Origin of the sequence: Collinsella aerofaciens ATCC 25986 (assembly GCF_010509075.1) — a bacterium.
In the GTDB taxonomy this organism is placed as follows: domain Bacteria; phylum Actinomycetota; class Coriobacteriia; order Coriobacteriales; family Coriobacteriaceae; genus Collinsella; species Collinsella aerofaciens.
This window is the reverse complement of the sequence record NZ_CP048433.1, coordinates 1,621,496-1,642,575: the sequence shown is the minus strand read 5'-3', so window position 1 is coordinate 1,642,575 and position 21,080 is coordinate 1,621,496. Positions and strand designations below refer to the sequence as shown.

Here is a 21,080-nt window from a genome sequence, read left to right as displayed (position 1 = left end):
ACTATCATGAATCAGATTGAAGAGAGATGATGATAAGGAGCGCCTATACATGATTGAGCTGCTCAGGCGTTTTGGTGGTAAGTTTCGCCGGTATATGGTGATTGGTCCTGCGTGCAAGCTGATCGAAGTGATCTTTGACCTGCTGACGCCGCTCGTGATTGCCCAGATGATCGACAAGGGCATCGGCGCGCACGACGTCAGCGCCGTCGTCCACTACGGTATGCTGCTTGGCGCCATGGCTGTGATCGGCATCTCGTTTACGCTCGTTTGCCAAAAGATGGCGGCGCTGACCTCACAGGGCATGGGCACCGATATTCGCGGCGCACTCTATGAGCATATCAACAAGCTGAGCTATGCCGAGCTCGATCGCTTTGGCACGCCGTCGCTCATCACGCGCATCACCAACGACGTCAATCAGGTGCAGCTCGCCGTGGCGCTGGGCGTGCGCATGCTTATCCGCTGGCCTTTCCTGGCGGTGGGCTCCATGGTTGCGGCCCTCGCCATCGACCTTAAGCTCGGCATTATCTTTTTAATCTGCACGCCCGCCATCGGCCTGGTGTTTTGGTTTGTCATGGCGCGCTGCATTCCGTACTACAAGCAGCTGCAGGCAAAGCTCGACCGCATTGCGCTCATTTGCCGCGAGGGGCTTTCGGGCGCTCGTGTGGTCCGCGCGTTTGTGCGCGAGGATCACGAGCGCGAGCGTTTTGCCCAGGCGGCTGACGATCAGGCGCATGTCGCCATCGCGGTGGGCAAGCTCTCGTCGATTCTCAACCCCGTCACGTTTTTGGTGATGAACCTGGGCGTGTGCGCCATCCTGTGGGTGGGCGGCATCCAGGTGAATGTGGGCGAGCTCACGCAGGGCCAGGTCATGGCGTTTGTCAACTACATGACGCAGACGCTCACCTCCATCGTGTACGTCGCCAACCTGGTCGTGGTCTTTACCAAGGCGAGCGCCAGCGCGTCGCGCATCAACGAGGTGCTCAATTGCGTGCCGAGCATTACCGACGAGGGCAACGAGCCGGTCGCCCTGCCCGAGCCGAACGCGGCGGGCGCAGCTGCCCCGGTCCCCGCGCTGAGCTTGAGCCACGCGAGCTTCTCCTTTGGCGCGGGCGCCGCCAATGCCGTCAACGACGTGACTCTGGATTTGCCGCTGGGCAAAACGCTCGGCATTATCGGCGGCACGGGCAGTGGTAAGTCCACGCTCGTCTCGCTCATTCCGCGCCTGTACGATGCGGGTACCGGCAGCGTGAGCGTAATGGGTGCCGACGTGCGCACCTGGCCGCTCGACCAGCTGCGCCACGTGGTCGCGACCGTCCCGCAGCGCGCGTCGCTGGTGAGCGGCACCATTCGTAGCAACCTGACCTGGCGCGACGAGTCGGCGACCGACGAGGAGCTCTGGGCGGCGCTCGATATGGCGCAGGCCAGCGAGCTCGTGCGCAACAAGCCGCAGGGGCTCGACGCCTCGGTCGAGGCGGGCGGCAAGAACTTCAGCGGTGGTCAGCGCCAGCGCCTGACCATCGCGCGTGCCTTGGTGGGTTCGCCGCAGATTCTGATCATGGACGACTCCGCCTCGGCACTCGATTTTAAGACCGACGCGGCGCTTCGCCATGCCATCCGCGAGCGCAGCGTGCGCGGCGCCGCCGAGGGCGGGTTGCCGCTGACGACCGTCATCGTGAGCCAGCGCGTCTCGACCGTGCGCGATGCCGACATGATCTGTGTGCTCGATCACGGTTCGGTTGCGGGCCTGGGTACGCACGACGAGCTGTACGCAAGCTGCCAGCTCTACCGCGAGATTTGCCAGTCGCAGCTCCGCCGTGAGGAGCTCGAGGGCCAGCAGGGGAGTGCGACGCCCGCTTCGGACTCCGCCCCTGCATCCACCCGCGCAAAGGAGGGCCGCTAAATGAATCCGTATACTTCTTCCGGTTCGGTCGCCACGATGACGGCCAATGTGTCCGGTAGCGATAACCTCAACGATCTGGGTGACGGCCCGCGCCAGCCCGGCGATTCCGAGCGCTATCCCGTGAGCACGGTGACCCGTCGCCTGATGGGCTACGTGCGTCCGCACCGCATTTCGTTTACGGCGTCGTTTGTGAGCGCCGCCATCTCGGTGATCCTGCAGCTCTATACGCCCATCCTCATCGGCGAGGGCATCGACCTCATCGTTGCCGCCGGACAGGTGGACTTCGATGCACTGCTACCGCTCGTCACCAAACTCGCGCTGGTCGTGGTTGGCGCTGCGGCGTTCCAGTGGCTGCAGGGCTACTGCGTCAACCGCCTGTCCTACGAGACGGTGCGCGACATGCGTGTCGAGGCAAGCGACAAGCTCAGCCGCATGCCGCTCAGCTTTATCGACGGCCATGCCCACGGCGACCTTATGAGCCGCGTGGTCAACGACGTCGACCAGGTGGGCGACGGTCTGCTGCAGGGCTTTACGCAGCTCTTTACCGGCGTCATCACCATCGTGGGCACGCTCGCGTTTATGCTCTCCATCAACCTGACCATGACGCTCGTGGTGGTGCTTGTCACACCTCTTTCCATCTTTGCGGCGGGCGCCATCGCCAAGCTCTCCAACAAGAGCTTTACAGCGCAGCAGCGCATTCAGGGCCAGCTGGGCGGCCATATCGAGGAGTATGTGGGTGAGCAAAAGCTCGTGGACGCCTTCGCCTATGGACCGAACGCGCAGCAGCGTTTCGACGCCCTCAACGCCGAGCTCTACACTGCGGGCGAGCGCGCGCAGTTTATGGGCTCGCTTTCCAACCCCGGCACGCGCTTTATCAACAACATCATCTACGCCGTGGTCGCCGTGATCGGCTGCGTGGGCGTGATCACGGGCGTGCCCGCGGCGCTTACGGTGGGCGGCGTGCAGATCTTTCTGTCCTACGCCAACCAGTACACTAAGCCGTTCAACGAGGTTACGAACGTCATCACGCAGATCCAGACGGCGTACGCCTCGGCGCGCCGCATGTTCGCGTTGCTCGATGCGCGCGAGCAGGAACCCGACGCTGTGGATGCCATTGAGCTCGCCGCCCCGAAGGGCGAGGTTTCGTTTGAGCATGTGGACTTTAGCTATGTGCCCGACCGCAAACTGCTGCAGGATATCTGCATCGATGCCAAGCCCGGTATGCGCTATGCCCTCGTCGGTCCCACGGGCTGTGGCAAGACGACGCTCATCAACCTGCTACTGCGCTTTTACGATATCGATGCTGGGCGCATCGCGGTCGATGGCCGTTCCTCGCGTGACTACACGCGCGCAAGCCTGCGCCGCGCCTTTGGCATGGTGCTGCAGGACACTTGGCTGTTCGAGGGCACGGTGGCGGAAAACATCGCTTACGGCTGTCCCGATGCCACGCGCGAACAGGTTGTCGAGGCGGCCAAGCGCGCGCACGCGCACAAGTTTATCGTGCAGCTGCCAGGCGGCTACGATACGGTCATCGGCGAGGACGGCGGCACGTTTAGCCAGGGTCAAAAACAGCTGCTGTGCATCGCGCGCGTCATGCTCACCGACCCGGCTATCTTGCTGCTGGACGAGGCGACCTCGAGCATCGATACGCGTACCGAGCTGCAGGTGCAGGCGGCATTCGACGAGCTCATGGCTGGCCGCACAAGCTTTGTCGTGGCGCACCGCCTGAGCACGATTCGTAACGCCGACTGCATTCTGGTGATGCGCGACGGGCAGATTATCGAGCGTGGCACGCACGACGAGCTGCTAGCGGCAGGCGGCTTCTACGCCGAACTCTACCGCAGCCAATTCGCCCAGTAAGCAAGACGCGGGACAAATGAATCAGGTTAATTTGCCCCATAGAGCCATCTTGTTATATAGCGTTCTACCAGCGCGTGATACATTTTGACGATACTCCGTGACACAATTTGACGGTATTCCGTGAAACACTCTGCGGCGGCATTAATCCAAGTACACGCGGTCCAAAATCCACCCAAGGTGTCGTCTGCGTCGCCAATCGACAGACGGTGGTTTACATCTGTCGCGTTAGTACTAAGATATTCATCTAATAAATTGCATTAGTGGCTTTAGTTTTGGGGGAAACGAGCAACGTGACTATGACATGCTCTTTGGTGGTTAACAGCAAGAGCGGTAATACCAGGATGGTTTCGGGCGCGATCAAGCGCGCTCTGCAGGCTGCGGGCGTTGAGTTTATCCACGCCGCGGCGTTGAGCGACGATGCGGATGCGGATCAAGTTGCGCTCGAGGCGCAGGGCGCCTGCGCGGCCGACACGGTGCTCGTCGGTTTTTGGTGCGACAAGGGCGCGTGCACGCCTTCGGTCGCGGCGTTGCTCTCCGCCTTGCACGGCAAGCGCGTGTTCCTGTTTGGCACCTGCGGTTTTGGGGCCGACCAGAGCTATTATCAGCAGATTATCGATCGTGTGACCTCCAATTTGGCTGTGGATGCCGAGCTTGCGGGTTGGGCGATGTGCCAGGGCAAGATGGGCCCCGCGGTCAAGCAGCGCTACGAGGCCATGCTCGAGCAAGATCCCGACAACGCCCGATTTAAGATGCTGCTCGACAACTGGGTTGCCGCAAAGGATCACCCCACCAAGGAAGATCTGGACAACATGGCTGCAGCCGCCAAAAAGGCCGTGCTGGGGGAGTAGCTCCCATCGCCGACGGCGGTCGGTCCATCTTTCTAAATGAAACGTCCTCCCGGGCGTCGGGGCACGAAGTTCCCTGCTCTACAGTCCTGCGCAAGACGAAGGCCACATTAAGTGGCCTTCTTTGCGTGCGGAACTCGCGATGAACTTCGTGCCCCGCCGTCCGGGAGGACGCCTCTTTATTGATGGGAGGCCTGATAGGTCGATGGTTCCGTGCCCGGATGCGTCCAAAGTGGGACGGGCTTTCCGGATGGGCAGGCTTTCGAAAAATGCGTCCCGGAATTTGCCTTTGGAATGGGACGTAGTTTCCCGTTGAGGTGCTTTGCGGAAAGTGCATCCCACTCTGGGCGGTCGAAGTGGGACACACTTTCCCAAAGGCGCTCCAACGGGAAATTGCGTCCCATTATTCGGTCAAGAAACGGGATGCATTTTCCCAATGAGAGCAAAACCGGAAAATGCATCCCGGAATTTGCGCTCAAAGTGGGATGCGGTTTCCGGTTGAGGGTCTAAGGGGAAAGTGCGTCCCAGAATCGACGCTTGAAATGGGATGCAGTTTCCCGATGAGGCACTCGACGGAAAATACATCCCAGAAATGGCCTTTGAGCTGGGATAAGATTTCCGCGGCATCTCGGATTCTCAAAAATGAGACACGCCGTTGGCGAAAATGAGACACGTGATATCGGGCATCGGACGTATCATTTGCAAAAATGAGTCAACTCCACTCGAATAAAGCGAGGTCCCTCATGTACGTTCCACACCCCCGTATCCGTAGGCTGTCGAAAATCCCGCTTGTTGGGACGGCGGCGCTTGCTGCGTTGATCGCCACGAGCGTCGCCTGCTTCACGGCCACGCCCCAGGTTGCCCAGGCGGCAGACGCGCCCGCAATCACCGATATGACCGAGCAGGATTATCAAGCCCTGGGTCTGGGCACGAGCGAGGACATTCCGGCCGATACCGTTGGCCCCTATTCCACTGATACCCCCACGACGTTTGCCACGCGCAGCGAGGTCTATATGGCAGCTAACGGTAGCCATGGCAATCGCTACACTCTGCGCGACAAGCTCGAGAACGTCGAGCGCGGTGACATTGGCGGCAGCAGCAAACTCACCGATGGCTATGGAAGTGTGTGGGGCGCCGCAAAGTTCTGGCAAAACGTCAACAAATTCGATACGAACAGCGATCTCTACAAGCATAGCGACTACGGTGGCGGCACCTGGTCGTACCTAAGCAACAATGAGTCCTCAACAGTACTCGCCAACGACAACAACGGTTTCTCGGGCATTCACGCCACGAGTGTTGAGTTCTGCAGCGACGCCAGCACGGGCAAAAAGAGCCGCGTTGCCGAGCTCCGTGCCTACGGCGACAGTTCCTCCACGACGATTGACGGCAAGTCATACGCCGGAAAGGTTGAGCTGGTCCTCTACTCGTTTAGCAACGGGCGTACGCGCACTCTCGACACACGCCTGCCGGTGACGGTCAACACTAATATGATGTACGAAGGCCGTTTTAAGTACCTGGATGCCGGTTACCTGCAAGAGCACGACGCCGTCTTTGATGTCGAGGCGGGCGATGTCGATGGCGACGGCGTCGACGAGCTTTTTGTCTACGCGGGCTGCTATGTCGACGAGAACGGCGTGCGCAAGGCTGTAGTCGGCATGTATGACTTGGAGGGCGGCAACTGGAAGCAAAGCGTCGTCAAGATCGATGCCGGTAACGCCGCGGACTACACCACGCACAACAAGGGCGGGAACGACTCCTGGACGCAGCTTCAGTCAGCTCCTGTCGTTTCGCTAGCGGCCGGCGACCTCGATCGCGATTTTTGCGATGACCTCGCCATCGTGGTCTCGGCACCCTACGGCAAGAAGAATATTGATAAGTCGACGCATTGCGAGCTGTTTTCGTGGGATGCATCCAAGGGTGCGCTCGTCCATGTCGATGCTCTGGGCGACGCGGGCGCAATCTCCCTCTCCGCGAACGGCAAGACCATGGTCGCTGCGAATGCGACGTTCGGCACGTTTGCCGCCTACGATGAAGAAGGAAAGAAGACGGGTGAAACCGTCACGGGCCTTATTCTTGCGGGCTATGACTGGCAACGCAGCGCTTTTGATTACGGCGCTTCTGACGGCAGCAAGGGGCTGTACGGCGCGCTGTACCGCTACGCGTATTTTGACTCGGAGTCTGGCGAGTTCAAGCTTTCCGATTGCAAGGAACACAGAGACGGGCTCCTCGCCTCCTATGGGCTGATGCATGTGCCCAACAGCGCATGGAAGGATAGCGCTCAGGATAAGCGCTATCCGTGCACCTTGGCGCCTATTGCCCTTGCCACTGCCAACCTTGACGGCCTGTCCGAGCAGCTGGCGGTCGACGAGGTGCTCGTGGGCGGCGATGTGTTCCGCGACTTTGCCTGCAACACGGCACAGAGCGGGGCTCAGGGCTTGGGGTCCATGGTCGGAACCATGAGCATGAGCGGTCAGCAATACAACAGCGGCAACAAGCATGACCACAAGGGTATAGAGCAGGTGTGGATCAGCGACGTCAAGGCGGGCAGCGTCTCGGGTTCGGACCGCTATAACGAGAGCTTTATCGCCGTGGTGGGCAAGCACCTCGACGAGGACCTGCGCAAGAACGATGACTACTATTGGATGACCGCCTCGCATTTTTCGCTCGACGAGAACGGAAAGGTGCGCCGCGGCGAGGAGCAGGTGATTAGCGAGAGCAACCGTCGCGGCACTACCTACGGCACATTTATCTCGCTCGCGCTGCCCGATGTCGACAACGACAGCGTCAAGATCACGTACAAGGACCGCTACAAGGTCTATACCAACCCGCGCGTGCTTGCCGTGCTGCAGGATGCGCCCTATGTTGAGGATCTGGAGCAGGCATACGGCTATCTGGTGTTGGGCGGCACGTCATACGGAGAGGAAAAGGGCACGGGGACATCCCAGGGCTATACCATTGGCGCCGAGTTGGGCGTTGCCGTCGAGGTGCAGACCGGTCCGCCCCTGGTCGCGATGAATGCTTCAGTCGATTTTGCCGCCGAGGGATGCTATGACTACCGGAGCGAGCGCACGGTCAGCGCAAGCGTAAGCTATGAGTCGCATGCCGGCGAGGGTGACAAGGCCGTGCTCTACACGATTCCGATGGTCTATTACGAGTATGAGATCGAAAATGAGGAAACTGGTGGCAAGGGCGTGATGGCGGCGCCCGTGTCGCTCGGCGCGCAGACCTCGGTCGTTAATGTCGAGGCCTATGACCGCATTGCCAAACAGCACAATATGACGCCGCTCAGCTACTTTTTGACCAACCGGTCGGGAGAACCCGGAACCTATCAAACGACGCTCAACGGCGAGACTCCCGTTGGGGATTCCTTTGGCCTGGGCAAGCCTGGCGTAACGCGCGCCTACACGCACGATGGGTTTAACGGCGCCGCCGCGCAGTCGGGGGCGAGCATTGAGCAGACCATCGAAGTCGAGGAGGGCAAGGAGCAGGAGCTCGAGCTCGGCTTGACGCTGAACGGCAGCGTTGTCATGGGCGCGAAGCTCGCAAAGCACGAGTTGTTTGGCGGCCTGTGCTTTGGTGCCAACGCCGGCTTTACTACGGGTAACTCCTCGAGTGAATCGACCGAATACGGCGGCACCGTCGACAACCTGCCCGAGGCCGCGCAGGGCAAGTACGGTTTTGTGTGGCGTCTGGGCGTCAACGCGGTGGATGTCGACAAGTTCGAGGCAGACTCGGGCGACAAGCTCGGCACCAAGGACACCGACCAGTTCTGGATCGTGGGCTATGACGTTAAGGACGTCGAGATGCCCGACGCGCCGGCCGTGACGGGCTTTACGGCAAACGCTGTCGATTCGACCAGCGTTACGTTTAGCTGGGACGATGTACTCGCAAACAAGAGTGGCTTTAGCTACGGCGTGGGTATGCTGCAGAGCAATGCGGCGGACGCCGTCGTGAACAGCTGGAAGATTGCCGACAACACGCAGACGTCGCTTGCCTGGGACGGGTTGCAGCCCAATACGGAGTATCGATTCGCTATCGCCGCCGTTAAGAACGGATCCACGACTGAAACAGGTATTCGTTCGGCAATTATCACGGTCAAGACCATGCCCGATGGCATGACGATGACCGTGAGCGGACCTGCGGCGGATGCTGCGGAGGGGTCGGATCTTGGATACGACTCTTCGGTTGAGCGCACGGCGGGAAGCCACCTGACGCTCTCGGCGATTGGCCATGTGAAGCAACTCGGTGCCGACGATAGCGAAACAGGGCTGGCACCGACCTATATGTGGTACCGCAAGGGCCGCGGCGAGACAGAGTTTAAGCTCGTGGGTGCCGATGGCAACCTCGCGGCTGGAACGGCCTCAAAGCTCGAGATTGACCTGATCGCAGACGATGACGGTGCGCAGTATTACTGCCACGTGGGATACAACGACGTGGGCCTCGACACCGGCACGACGCTCGTGAATATCGAGGCCGAGGAGACGGCGCCCACAACGGTGAACGCCACCCCGATCCGCACGCGCCGCCTGTTCTCACAGGCAAGTGCGGGCGCCAAGAAGTTCCTGGACCATACGCTGGTAAACACCGCCGGCCCAACCGATTCCGAAGGCTCAAAGGGCCCCGAGACTCCTGAGACCCCGACGAACCCGGACAAGCCCAAGTCCGACAACGGAGCTAAGACCGACACCAAGGTTAAGACTACGACCACAGCGAAGAACCTCGCAAGTACCGGCGACCAAACATTCGCCCTAGTCGCCACCGCAGCAGCAGCGGGAGCAACGCTCGTAGTGATAGCCCTCATCATGCTGATCAAGCGCCGCAAGACCCACTAGTAGCCAGTCGAACATATCGACAACCCAAAAACCCGGGTAGCCAAAAAACAGGCCACCCGGGTTTTCTGTTGAGTGGAGACTCCGCAAGCGGAAACTGCATCCCACAATTAGCGCCCGGAACGGGACACATTTTCCGTCAAGCCCTCATCCGGAAAAACCATCCCAGTTTGAGCGCCCAGACCGGATCGCACTTTCCCAAAGGGTCCTCAACGGGAAACTGCGTCCCATAATTAGGCCGAGAAATGGGATGAACTTTCCCAATGAGAGCCAACCGGAAACCACGTCCCAGAATCAGCCCCCAAAGTGGGACGCACTTTCCCAACGAGCCTCAACCGGAAAATACATCCCGGAATCCAGCTGAATAGTGGGACACACTTTCCCAATCGGGTCCCAAGCGGAAACTGCATCCCATTCCAGACAAGAATTCCGGGACACACTTTCCGCAAACAAAGAAGGCCACATAACGTGGCCTTCAACTTATATATGTTCGGCGATACACCCAAGACAAGCCACGCTCCAACAACAGGGCGTCTGTCCGGGCGGAGGTATGTAAGGTTCATCGCGAGTTCCGCACGCAAAGGAGGCCACTTAATGTGGCCTCCGTCTTGCGCAGGACTGTCCGAGCAGGGAACCTTACATACCTCCGCCCGGACAGACGTTTCAGTTATGAACTCGCAGCTAGTCGCTACTTGATCTTGGTCGTACCCGGTGCCAAGTTGGGGTCGGTCTCGTTGGCCTCGGTCTGGAAGTGCTCGGTGTACACGTTCTTGCCGTCGCGGAACATCTCGTAATACTGCATTTTGGCGTAATCCTCGCGCGCCTTGGTGGCGGCTGCTGCGGCGTCGTCGTCACCGGTGACGTTGGAGGAGAGCGCCCAGCGCAGGCTGGCGTCCTCGTAGCCCACCGAGTTGATGGCGGGCAGCGACTCGCGCAGCGTCATGTGCGCCTTCTGGTAGTCGGAGAGGGGTGCGCCGATCAGCTGCATAAGTTGGGTGGACAGGTAGTTGGTGGACAGGTCGTCGGTCTCGCTCGTCTGGTCGCAGCCGGCAACGTCGTAGTTGGCCCAGATGATGTAGTCGGTCTGCCACAAGCGCTCCTGGTGGGTGGCGTCGTCCTCGCCGGTAAACCACTTGTCATTGAACTTGGACGGGAAGAACGGCTGGTGATCGCCCCAGAACACCACGACTACCTTGCGGTCGAGCTTGCTCAAGGCGTTGAGGAAGTAGCGCAGCGCCTGATCGGACTGCTCGATGCACGAGACATACTCGTCGACATCGGACAGCGTGCCGTCCTCGACGGTCTTGGCGTCCAGGTCGGTCGTGTCGATATTCAGATGCATCTGCTTATCGACCGGCAGCAGGCCCGTGTCGTAGCCCGAGTGGTTCTGCATGGTCACGTCGAAGATAAACTGAGGATCGGCGTTCTGGTCGAGCAGCTCAAGAATCTTGTCGTAGGTAGCCTGGTCGGTCACCATCCCGCGCAGGGTATCGGCGCCCTGGAAATCGTTGATGGACAGGAACTGGTCAAAGCCAAAGTCCTTATAGACGTTTTCGCGGTTCCAGTTGGTGGCGTGGTTGGGGTGCATGGCCGTGGTGGAATATCCGAGCGACTTGAACTGCTCTGCCAGGTTCCCGGTCGTCTCCATGTTGTAGATGGTGTACGGATACACGCCCGAGCCCAGGTTGGCCATGGAGTTGCCGGTCATAAACTCAAACTCGGTATTGGCGGTGCCGCCGCCGTAGGCGCTCACGTAGAGCTTGCCGCGGCTGAGGCAGTTGGACAGGTTCTTAAAGTACTGCGGGCCTTCGTAGCCGGCGCGCATGTTCTGGTAGATCGACAGATCCGAGAAGGTCTCGTTCATGATGGCGATGACCGTGGGCTTCTCGCTGTCGAACTGCTCCTTTGCGGCGGCGCGCTCGTCGCTCTTGGCCGCGTCGGACTTGTCGTAGGCCTTGGCGTACTTTTTGAGCGTGGCCTTGGCATCGTCGACGGAGTAGTCGGCGGGTTTGGGCGGCTTGATGGACTGCGCTGCGCTAATGAAAGCGGGCAGGTAGCCCTCGCGCCAGTAGCTCTCGAGCGGGCGCCAGGTGTAGACGGTGATGCCGAGGGTGTTGTAGTAGTCGATGAGTGTGACGTGTGCGGTCACGCCGCCCAGGCACAGCACGGCAACGAGCAGGTTGATGAGCAGCATGCGCTTGGCGTTGGCGGCACCCTTCTGGCGGTGCGGCGCCACGATGCCGGCGTACTCGCACAGCAGCATCGAGATGGCGGTAAAGCCCATGGATAGCACGCAGAACAGCGAGATCGAGAAGGTGTAGCCGTTGCCGGCGACCGCGGCGGCGGTGGAGATGGCCGAGAGGTCGCCCGGCTGGATGGGCATGGATTTAAACGTGATGACGAAGAACTCGGCAATGCCCAGGACAAAGAGGGCGAAGGCCAGGACGGCCGGAGCTGCGCCGTGGCGCTGGAACAGGAAGAATAGGCCGGCCATGAGCGTGGTGATGATGGCCAACTCGAGCAGGATGCACAGGGGGTAGACCCAGGTAAAGTCGTGGTTGGACGAGACCTCCATGCCCAGCAGCGCAAAGACGCCGGCAAGCAGCAGGCACAGCACGGCGGCGACAAGCGGCTTGCCCACAAAGGCGCCGCGCAGGCGGGCGAGCTTGCCCGTGGGGGCGGGGGCGTCGGCCGAGGCGAATGCAAAGACGCGCGGTGCGATGCGATCGCGGGCGATGCTTGCCCAGGCGCAGCTGGTGAGAATGGCGTTGGTCAGGATGAGCATCACAAAGGCGAGCGGCTCGTTCTGTGCCACGAGGCCAATAGCGCCCCAGACTGTCAAAAAGAGCTGGAACAGGCCAAAGGCGACGCTCCAGGCGAAGGCGCCCTTGGTGACGGTGCCCGACTGAGCGCGAATGGCCTTGGCCTCGCGCAAAACAAGGTAGACGGTCGCCGCAAGACCGACGAGCGAGATGGCGGCAGCGAACATGCTGAGACTCCTCACAAACTTAAAACCTACGAAAGCGGGGGTTTACCCGATTGTTACCTAAATATGCACTGCATTTGCGGGCTGCGCACAACAACCAGCCATATTAACGCGCATGTGCGGCGGTGTGGCGCAATGTAGTGGCGACCTGCGCGATAATGGACGGGAATTACACGGAAACGTAAAGGCTTCTTAAAGAATTGGCGAGGATAGAGCTATGGGCGAGCAGGTTTGTATGACGGGTGCCGAGTACTGCGGCGGAGCTAAGGGCGTGGATACGAACGGCTATCCGGTCGAGACTACGGGCAATGCGGTGCTGGACACGTTGGAGCACCGTTCCTCCACGCGTGCCTTCGCGCGTGACGACAACGACCGTCCCGTGGCGGTGACCGACGAGCAGCGGGCGGCGATTTTGCATGCGGCGAGCCGTGCGCCGTCGGCAGGCGCCATGATGATGTATTCCATCGTGAGCATCCGCGAGCATGCCACGCTCGACCGCCTGGCCGACCTGTGCGACCACCAGCCCATGATCGCCAAGGCGCCCTGGGCACTTATATTTGTGGTCGATTATGCCAAGTGGATCGATCTGTTTGAGCACGTGGGCTGCTTTGAACCCGAGTTTGTCGAGCGTACGGGCAAGGCGCCCCGCCGCGCGCCGGGTTTGGGCGACTTTGCCATCGCGGCCCAGGACGCCGTGATCGCCGCGCAAAACGCCGTGGTTGCCGCCGAGGCCCTGGGGCTGGGAAGCTGCTACATTGGCGACATCGTGGAGAACGCCGAGGAAGTTGCCGAGCTGCTCGACCTGCCACCCTATACCATGCCGCTGTCGATGCTCATCGTCGGCACGCCTCGCAAGGAGCGTCCGGCCATTGCGCATCCCGTGGTGAACCTGGTGCACGAGGAGCGCTACTGCCGCGCGGATGCCGCGACCATGGACGCGCAGGTGGCCGAGATGGACGCGATGTTCCGTCCGCATGCCCGCGAGGTGGGGGAGCGCGTCATGGATATCTACACCCGCAAGCACACGAGCCCCTTTATGGCCGAGATGAGCCGCTCCATGGAGTGGTGGTTCAAAAATTGGCTCGGAAAATGACGAATGTGACAAGGGGACAGTCCCTTTGTCACATTCCATATCGCCGCGGTGGCCTAAAGGCCGTATAAATGTTTATCTAGCTGGGAAAACAGTACCATTCAAACATAGGCCGATTACCTATAATTCCTTCGAACATTAAAGTTGGGAGGAAACCGGCTTATGGAACAGAAGGCCAAGGAGGCAGCCTCGCACGCTGCGATTCCCGTGAGCATCTCGGCGATGCTCGTCACGCTGGGCGTGGTGTACGGCGATATCGGCACCAGCCCTATGTATGTAACCAAGGCGCTCGTTGCCGGCAACGGCGGCATCGGAAGCGTGACGGAGGAGTTCGTGCTTGGCGCGCTCTCCCTTGTCGTGTGGACGGTCACGCTGCTGACCACCATCAAGTATGTGCTCATCTCGCTGCGCGCCGATAACCATGGTGAGGGCGGCATCTTTGCCCTGTACAGCCTGGTCAAGCGCTGTGGCAAGTGGCTTATCATCCCCGCCATGCTGGGTGGCGCCGCGCTGCTCGCCGACGGCATCCTGACGCCGGCCGTTACCGTTACCACGGCCATCGAGGGCCTGCGCACCATCCCGGCGGTCCATGCCGTGCTGGGCGATGACCAGGGCCGCGTCGTCGCCATTACGCTCGCCATCATCATCGCGCTCTTTTTGGTGCAACGCATCGGTACGGCCAAGATCGGTCACGCCTTTGGCCCCATCATGACGCTGTGGTTCCTATTCCTGGGCGGCACGGGTCTGTTCTTTGTCTTACAGCACCCCGCCGTGCTGCTGTGCCTCAACCCGCTCCGCGGCATCGCCTTTTTGTTGAGCCCCAACAACCACGCGGGCATCATGATTCTGGGCAGCTGCTTCCTTGCCACCACCGGTGCCGAGGCGCTCTACTCCGACATGGGCCACGTCGGCCGCGGCAATATCTACGCTACCTGGCCGTTCGTTAAGTGCTGCCTGCTGCTGTCCTATATGGGCCAGGGCGCTTGGCTTATGAACAACGCTGCCAACCCCGAGCTCATGGGCATTGCCGATCTCAACCCGTTCTACCAGATGCTCGCCCCGGGCCTGCGCCCGTTTGCCGTCGGCCTTTCCACCGTCGCGGCCATCATTGCCTCGCAGGCGCTCATCACCGGTGCATTCTCGCTGGTGTCCGAGGCCAGCCGTCTGGACCTCATGCCGCACATGCAGGTCTTCTACCCTGCCGAGACCAAGGGCCAGCTCTACATCCCCATGGTCAACAACGTCATGCTTGTCGGCTGCGTCATTGTGGTGCTGCTGTTCCAGAACTCGGCGCATATGGAAGCCGCGTACGGCCTTGCCATCACGCTGACTATGATGTGCACCACGCTGCTGCTCTTCTTCTACCTGCACGAGGAGCGCAAGCTCAAGGTTGCTCCGTGGATCTTCGCGGCCTTCTTCCTTTTGCTCGAGGGCTTTTTCTTCGTGAGCTCGCTCACCAAGTTCTTCCACGGCGGCTACTTCACCATCCTCATGGCCGCACTCATCATGGGCATTATGGTGTGCTGGTACAACGGCACGGCGGTCGAGCAGCGCCAGTTTACGCTGCTGCCGCTGCGCAGCTACCTGCCGCAGCTCAAGCGCCTGCGCGACGACGACCGTTACGAGCGCATGAGCGACAACGTCGTGTACCTGACCAAGGACACCCATACCGACTACATCGACCGCGATATCGTCTATTCGATCTTGGACAAGCATCCCAAGCGCGCCCGCGCCTGGTGGTTTGTGAATGTCGAGACCATGGACGAGCCGCACACCTTTGCCTATTCGGTCGAGACGTTCGGCACCGACTACGTGTTCCGCGTGCATCTGTACCTGGGCTACAAGATCAACCAGCGCGTCAATGCCTACCTGCGTCAGGTCGTTCAGGACCTGGCTGCCACCGGCGAGCTACCGGCGCAGATGCATGACTACTCGGTCTACAAGGATCCGGGCAACATCGGTACGTTCAAGTTCGTCCTGATTCGTAAGCTTCTGGCGCCTGAAAGCGATGTGGAGCCGAGCGAGCGTACGGCCATCACGCTCAAGTACATCATCCGCCGCGCCGCCGGCACGCCTGCGCGTTGGTATGGCCTGGAGAACTCCAACGTGAGCTTTGAGTACGTGCCGCTGTTCACCAAGTTCAAGGCCGTGAACAAGATGCAGCGCCTGGCCCCCAACGAGCGGCCGTAGTCGACGCTCGAGGTTTGTCTGCGAACGGGCGGGTTTGTATTGACGGGGATTGAGTCCTGGGAGGAAACCATGGATGCAAAGGTGCTTGACGGTTGCGATCTTGCGACCGAGCTGGTGCGTGAGGTACGCGCCGATGCTGCCGAAGATCGGTTCTTTACGAATCGGGCCAACATGGATATGGCCGACCGCGTGATTTCGATCGTGGTGACGGTGCTTGTCGCGGCGTGCGTGTGCGCACTGCTCGCGCACGTGCTGTTTGTCTAACGACCGCAGGTTGCAAAGGCTTTACACTTGGAACCACCACAAGGGGAAACCACCACAAGGGTGCCTGTCCCCTTTGTGGTGGTTTTTGTTTTTGAGAGAGGGGCGGGACGCTGATGGACGTCCGTACGGACGGCGATATTGCCGATAGCTTTTGGTGGCGGCGCACAACGCTGACGCGCCGCACTCCTCTGTATGACGCCTGCGTATCGGTGGGGCTGCTGGTCGCGGCGACGATTATGGGCGCGCTGCTCGACCATCCGGGTCTCGCGCCGAGCATCATGATCGTCTATGTGTTCGCCGTTCAGCTGTGCGCATTCTTTACCTGGAGTCGCCTGTATTGCTTGCTGAGCTCGGCTGCCGCCGTGGCGCTCTACAACTTTTTGTTTGTCGACCCGCGCTACTCGCTGTCGCTTATCGACCGCGGCTATCCCGGCATGTTCTTCATCATGTTCGTGGTTTCGCTTGTGTCGAGCTCGATTGCGTTGGCCCTGCGCCGCGCCTTGGCACAGGCTGCCGCCAGCGACCGCCGCACGCATATGGTGCTCGAGACCAACCGCATGCTGCAGCGGTGCGCCGATCAGCATCAGATCGTTCACGCCATGGCCACGCAGCTGGCGCGTCTTTCGGGCTGTCCGGTTGTGTGGTACAGCGCCGACGCCGAGGGCGATGACCTGCTGCCGCGTGCGACGTACACGGCCGTGGGCGATGCCGCCCCGGTGCACGAGCTGGCGCCGCAGATGCCGCCGAGGCTCTCGGCGTCCGCCTACGTGGGAACGCCGCTCGACGCCACGTTTGGCGGTTCGGCGTTTTATGGCATCTACCTGACGGTTCGCACGGGCGACGGCTTCGTGCGCTCGAGCGACCCCGCCTCGGTGGTGGGCGTGCTGGCTATCGTTGCCGAACCCGACGTGCTGACGCACGAGGAACGGACACTTGCCGATGCCATCGTGAGCGAAGGCGAGCTGGCGCTCGATCGCGCCCGCGCCATGGAGGCCCGCGAGGAGGCGGCGGTGCTTGCCAAAAATGAGCAGCTGCGCGCCAACCTGCTGCGCTCCATCTCGCACGACCTGCGCACACCGCTTACCAGTATTTCGGGTAATGCCGACGTGCTGCTCGACCAGGGCTCGACCGGCACCGCCGTGCTCGATGCCCAGACGCGCCGCGGCCTGCTTCTATCCATTCGCTCGGATGCGCTGTGGCTCAACGCCACCGTCGAGAATCTGCTCGCCATCACCAAGCTCGAGGGTGGCGGCATGCGCCTGTCGACCACGCTCGAGCTCATGGACGATATCGTCGAGGAGGCACTGCGCCACGTGAACCCTGCCGTGCGCGAGCACGACCTTAAGGTGGTGCCGTGCGATGAGCCGGCGCTCGTCAATGTCGATGCGCGCCTGATGGTGCAGCTGGTGGTCAATCTGGTGAACAACGCCGTCACCTATACGCCCGCAGGCTCGCATATCGTGATTTCGATTGGCGTCGACGGTGGGCACGTGACGTGCTCAGTGGCCGATGATGGCCCGGGCATTGCGCCCGAGGACCGCGAGCGGATCTTTGAGTCGTTCTACACCGCCAACCACGGTCTTGCCGACAGCCACCGTAGCGTGGGCCTGGGACTTTCGCTCTGCCGCTCCATTGCATTGGCGCATGGCGGTAGCATAGAGGTTGCCGCGGCGGACCCGCACGGCTCGGTCTTTACGATTGAGCTTCCCGTCGCCGACGTTTCGTTTGATAAGGAGTAGCGCTGTGCCGAACTCTGCCGTAAAACCGCTCATCTTGGTCGTTGAGGACGACCCCGCCGTTCGCAATCTTATTGTTGCCGCGCTCGAGGCGCACGGCTTGCGTCATATGGCCGTGGAGACCGCCCATGCCGCCATTGCCGCTGCCTCATCGCAGGCACCGAGCATTGTGCTGCTCGATCTTGGTCTGCCCGATATGGACGGCGTCAAGGTGGTGGAGTCGGTGCGCGCATGGTCGGGCATGCCGATCATCGTGGTCTCGGCGCGCAGTGAGGATGCGGACAAGATTCGCGCGCTCGATGCCGGCGCCGACGACTACCTGACCAAGCCGTTTTCGGTCGAGGAGTTGCTCGCGCGCATTCGCACGACGCTCAGGCGCCTTTCGTATGCACAAACGGGCGGCGTTGTCTCCGAGGGCTCGTTCGATACCGGCGAGTTGCATATCGATTTTGATGCCGGCATCGCCACGATGGATGGCGAGGAACTGCATCTGACGCCGATCGAGTACAAGCTCCTGTGCCTGCTGGCGCACAACGCCGACAAGGTGCTGACGCACCAGTTTATCCTGCACGAGATTTGGGGCACGGCAACTAAGAGCGATCTGGCGAGCCTGCGCGTCTTTATGGGCACGTTGCGCAAGAAGATCGAGTCCGACCCCGCGCACCCGCGCTATATCCAGACGCATGTGGGTATCGGTTACCGATTGGTCACCCAAGGCTAGATCGCCGGCCACCATCCCAATATGAGTTGCGGTGAAATAGTTCCTGTTTGTGCCTTTACCAGGCATTTTAGGAACTATTCCACCGCAACTTTGTTTATTTGCCCTTGGGCTTGCTGGCGTAGAACTTCTTCTTTTTGGGCTTGCCGGCGGGGGAGGGTTTGCCGGCAAGGTTGGACTTGCCGTTGCTGGCCTGCGCGTGCGCGGGTACTGCCGCACGAGACTTGCGGGCCTCGGGGTTGCGCAGCTCCTCGGTTCGCTCTGCAATCTCCTCGGCACTAAAGCCGACCTCGGCCATGGCGTCCTCGATGGGCAGGCGGCGCACGATATAGCAATGGTGCACCTTCTGGTTGCGTGCGAAGTCCTCGGGGATGGTCTGTGCCGTAATGTCCTCCAGCACGACGCCCGCGCGCGCGAGCTTGCGCGTCTCGGGGCGGAAGCCGCGCAGGTTGCAGCTAAAGATGGCATGGCCGCCCTGCGCGAGCAGGCGCGATACGCCGGCCAAAAGCTCAACATGGTCGCGCTGGACATCCCAGGTACGGCGGCCCATCTTGGACGAGTTCGAAAACGTGGGCGGGTCGACAAAGATCAGGTCCCAGCGGTTGCGCGTCTGGCGCTGGTCACGAATCCAGGCGAGCACGTCGTCGCGCACAAAGTGATGCTGCGGACCCACAAAGCCGTTCTGGCGCATATTACGCTCGGCCCAGTTCAGGTAGGTGTTGGAAAGGTCGACCGTCACAGTCTCCTCGACGCCGCCGTCTGCCGCATAGCAGGTGGCGGTGCCGGTGTAGGCAAACAGGTTGAGGAAGCGGCGCGCCTGCTTGGCGTGCTCGCGCACTAGGTTGCGGGTGACGCGGTGATCCAGGAAGATGCCCACATCCAGATAGTCGTCAAAGTTGACGGCAAAGGTGAGCCCGCCCTCTTCGATGAGCGGCAGGCGACGGCGCGCGATGTTGGCGCGCTCGCCTGATGCGCCCTTACCGGCGCCCTGCTTGCCGTACTGCGAGCCGCCGCGCGAACGCATGCGGGCCTTGGCGTGCACGTGCTCGGCTGGGACATCCAGGATGCGCGGCGCGATGGCCAGAATGTCGAGCATACGAGCCTGGGCCAGTGCGGGGTCGATGGTCTTGGGCGCGGCGTATTCGGCGATGACGAGCCAGCGGCCCGGCGTCTGCGGGCAGCCCTCGTACAGGTCGATAGCGGCGGAGTAGTCGGGTAGGTCGGCATCGTAGACGCGGTAGCAGCTCACGCCCTCGCGCTTGGCCCACTTGCGGCGCAGACGGGCATTCTTGCGCAGGCGGTTGGCGAACTGCTCCGACTCCGGGATGAGCACGGGCAGCGGCTTGCCGTCGCCCAGGTCGAGCATGGCGGCAGGCTCGGGCATGGGGGTGCCGGCGGCTTCGTCTTGGGCACCTGCGGTCTGCTCCTCAGCACCTGCACTGGTCGCAGCTTCAAATGCCGCGGCGGCATGGTCGAGCGAGGGCCAAACCTCAATAGCCGCCTCCTCGTTATTGGGCATGACGGCAATGGAGCGCGCGGGCTCGGCATGGAGTGCGCGGGCCATAAGGCCATCGCGGGTGAGCGCGGCGACCGGTGCCGAGGCAAGCTCGGGCGCGCGGCGCAGCTCACCGACCAGCGTCATGGCGTCGTGCATGAGCGAAAGCGGGGTTTCGGTGGTGTCTGCGACCACGACGGCACCGGCGACGGCGCCCGCATGGTCCAGCACGGCGGCGGACTTGGCGGCGCAAAAGTCGACAAAACGCTTGTAGCCGGCGCACTTGACCATGCGCTCGGCAGTCTTGCGGGCGGCGGGGTCAATGTCCACGGCGACGATGCGCGCCTGGCGCTCACGCGCCGCGGTCTCGCGCTCGCGCGCCTCGGCAAGCAGCTGCTCCCACAGAGCGGCGTCGTGCAGCTGCCAGCCCTCAAAGCCCCAGCGCTCGCGTGCGGCGCCCGGGGCGCGGTCGGTCAGAATGTTCACGGCCTCCAGCAGCAGGCCGCCGCCGGCGCACGAGGCATCGACCAGCGTGGGCAGGGCCTCGTTCTCGTAATCATCGGCCGTCAGCTCGCGCTCGCACAGCGTGGTCCAGCCGACCTGCGCCAGCACCAGAGCGGCGTAGTCGGGGCGCAGCACGTGCGCACCCTCGCCGGCGCGGGTCGCTGCGGGCGGCAGGCGCTTGAATAACGGATCGCCCGAAAGGCCCAGGCTTATGCTCGCGCGGCGCTGACGCAGCGAAAGCAGCAGGTGAACGTCGGGATCGGCGGCGTCGACATCGGCGCGACGTCCTGTGGTCTCGGCCAGACGGTCGCACAGCGCGTCCTTGGCGCGCAGGGCCGAGAAGCGCGTGTTGCGCAGCTGCTCGGTCACGCCGCGGGCGGTAATGGCGATGGTGGCGCCGGGGCGGATGATGGTCTCCCAAGCGATGTCGTAAACGCCGTCGTACAGCCCATCGGCATCCTGCGCCTCAAAGCGCCCGAGTACCACGAACACGCGGCTCGCCAGGCGCGACCACAGACAGGCGCGGTAGCCTTCTTCGAGCTCGCCCTCAAATGTAGCGCGGCCTTTCAGGCGGCGGACATGCGAAAGTCCGAGGCGTTTAAGCTCATCGGCGAGTGCGGGCTCAAAGCCCTCGGGGCAGCTTGCGTAAAATTCCATGGGTGA

The 21,080-nt window shown here is 61.6% G+C and carries 11 protein-coding genes; 9 read left to right on the top strand and 2 right to left on the bottom strand.

All coding sequences use genetic code 11. The annotated features are described in order from the left end of the window. Window positions 1-49: 49 nt before the first annotated feature. The 4 genes from GXM19_RS07435 (at window position 50) to GXM19_RS07420 (ending at window position 9,437) form a co-directional block, all read left to right on the top strand. Complete coding sequence (locus GXM19_RS07435) at window positions 50-1,900, top strand: ABC transporter ATP-binding protein (protein ID WP_006235644.1); 1,851 nt, start codon at window positions 50-52, stop codon at window positions 1,898-1,900. Next, the gene (locus tag GXM19_RS07430) at window positions 1,901-3,760 is read left to right on the top strand and encodes an ABC transporter ATP-binding protein (RefSeq protein WP_006235646.1); all 1,860 of its coding nucleotides are present in this window, start codon (window positions 1,901-1,903) and stop codon (window positions 3,758-3,760) included. A gap of 296 nt (window positions 3,761-4,056) precedes the next feature. Continuing rightward, window positions 4,057-4,608 (top strand): flavodoxin family protein BilS, encoded by a 552-nt coding sequence (bilS, locus tag GXM19_RS07425; RefSeq protein ID WP_040359559.1) that lies wholly within the window; start codon window positions 4,057-4,059, stop codon window positions 4,606-4,608. A gap of 740 nt (window positions 4,609-5,348) precedes the next feature. Then, window positions 5,349-9,437 carry a fibronectin type III domain-containing protein gene (locus tag GXM19_RS07420; protein ID WP_040359569.1) on the top strand — a complete coding sequence of 1,363 codons (4,089 nt, stop codon included), beginning with the start codon at window positions 5,349-5,351 and terminating at the stop codon, window positions 9,435-9,437. 685 nt (window positions 9,438-10,122) lie between these two features. On the opposite strand, the gene GXM19_RS07415 is transcribed toward GXM19_RS07420, so the two are convergent. Continuing rightward, a complete protein-coding gene (locus tag GXM19_RS07415) occupies window positions 10,123-12,423 on the bottom strand; it encodes an LTA synthase family protein (protein WP_006235653.1) in 2,301 nt (766 codons plus the stop codon). Between the two features lie 214 nt (window positions 12,424-12,637). Between GXM19_RS07415 and GXM19_RS07410 the strand changes: the two genes are divergently transcribed. From GXM19_RS07410 to GXM19_RS07390, 5 genes are all read left to right on the top strand, one after another. Then, a complete protein-coding gene (locus GXM19_RS07410; protein WP_006235654.1) occupies window positions 12,638-13,513 on the top strand; it encodes a nitroreductase family protein in 876 nt (291 codons plus the stop codon). 159 nt (window positions 13,514-13,672) lie between these two features. After that, window positions 13,673-15,700, top strand: a complete 2,028-nt coding sequence (locus tag GXM19_RS07405) for a KUP/HAK/KT family potassium transporter (protein ID WP_006235655.1) — start codon at window positions 13,673-13,675, stop codon at window positions 15,698-15,700. Window positions 15,701-15,769: 69 nt separating this feature from the next. Further along, complete coding sequence (locus GXM19_RS07400) at window positions 15,770-15,964, top strand: hypothetical protein (RefSeq protein WP_006235656.1); 195 nt, start codon at window positions 15,770-15,772, stop codon at window positions 15,962-15,964. Between the two features lie 113 nt (window positions 15,965-16,077). Next, the gene (locus GXM19_RS07395; protein ID WP_006235657.1) at window positions 16,078-17,703 is read left to right on the top strand and encodes a sensor histidine kinase; all 1,626 of its coding nucleotides are present in this window, start codon (window positions 16,078-16,080) and stop codon (window positions 17,701-17,703) included. Window positions 17,704-17,707: 4 nt separating this feature from the next. Next, on the top strand, window positions 17,708-18,421 hold the full coding sequence (locus GXM19_RS07390) for a response regulator (RefSeq protein WP_040359573.1): 714 nt from the start codon (window positions 17,708-17,710) through the stop codon (window positions 18,419-18,421). Window positions 18,422-18,515: 94 nt separating this feature from the next. Here GXM19_RS07390 and rlmKL read toward each other — a convergent pair whose 3' ends face one another. Continuing rightward, the gene (rlmKL, locus tag GXM19_RS07385; RefSeq protein WP_006235659.1) at window positions 18,516-21,074 is read right to left on the bottom strand and encodes a bifunctional 23S rRNA (guanine(2069)-N(7))-methyltransferase RlmK/23S rRNA (guanine(2445)-N(2))-methyltransferase RlmL; all 2,559 of its coding nucleotides are present in this window, start codon (window positions 21,072-21,074) and stop codon (window positions 18,516-18,518) included. Window positions 21,075-21,080 lie beyond the last annotated feature (6 nt).

Excerpts from the sequence above, each read along its gene's own strand:
- GXM19_RS07435 (WP_006235644.1), top strand. The coding sequence starts at position 50 with ATGATTGAGCTGCTCAGGCGTTTTGGTGGTAAGTTTCGCCGGTATATG.
- GXM19_RS07430 (WP_006235646.1), top strand. The coding sequence starts at position 1,901 with ATGAATCCGTATACTTCTTCCGGTTCGGTCGCCACGATGACGGCCAAT.
- bilS (WP_040359559.1), top strand. The coding sequence starts at position 4,057 with ATGACATGCTCTTTGGTGGTTAACAGCAAGAGCGGTAATACCAGGATG.
- GXM19_RS07420 (WP_040359569.1), top strand. The coding sequence starts at position 5,349 with ATGTACGTTCCACACCCCCGTATCCGTAGGCTGTCGAAAATCCCGCTT.
- GXM19_RS07415 (WP_006235653.1), bottom strand. The coding sequence starts at position 12,423 with ATGTTCGCTGCCGCCATCTCGCTCGTCGGTCTTGCGGCGACCGTCTAC.
- GXM19_RS07410 (WP_006235654.1), top strand. The coding sequence starts at position 12,638 with ATGGGCGAGCAGGTTTGTATGACGGGTGCCGAGTACTGCGGCGGAGCT.
- GXM19_RS07405 (WP_006235655.1), top strand. The coding sequence starts at position 13,673 with ATGGAACAGAAGGCCAAGGAGGCAGCCTCGCACGCTGCGATTCCCGTG.
- GXM19_RS07400 (WP_006235656.1), top strand. The coding sequence starts at position 15,770 with ATGGATGCAAAGGTGCTTGACGGTTGCGATCTTGCGACCGAGCTGGTG.
- GXM19_RS07395 (WP_006235657.1), top strand. The coding sequence starts at position 16,078 with ATGGACGTCCGTACGGACGGCGATATTGCCGATAGCTTTTGGTGGCGG.
- rlmKL (WP_006235659.1), bottom strand. The coding sequence starts at position 21,074 with ATGGAATTTTACGCAAGCTGCCCCGAGGGCTTTGAGCCCGCACTCGCC.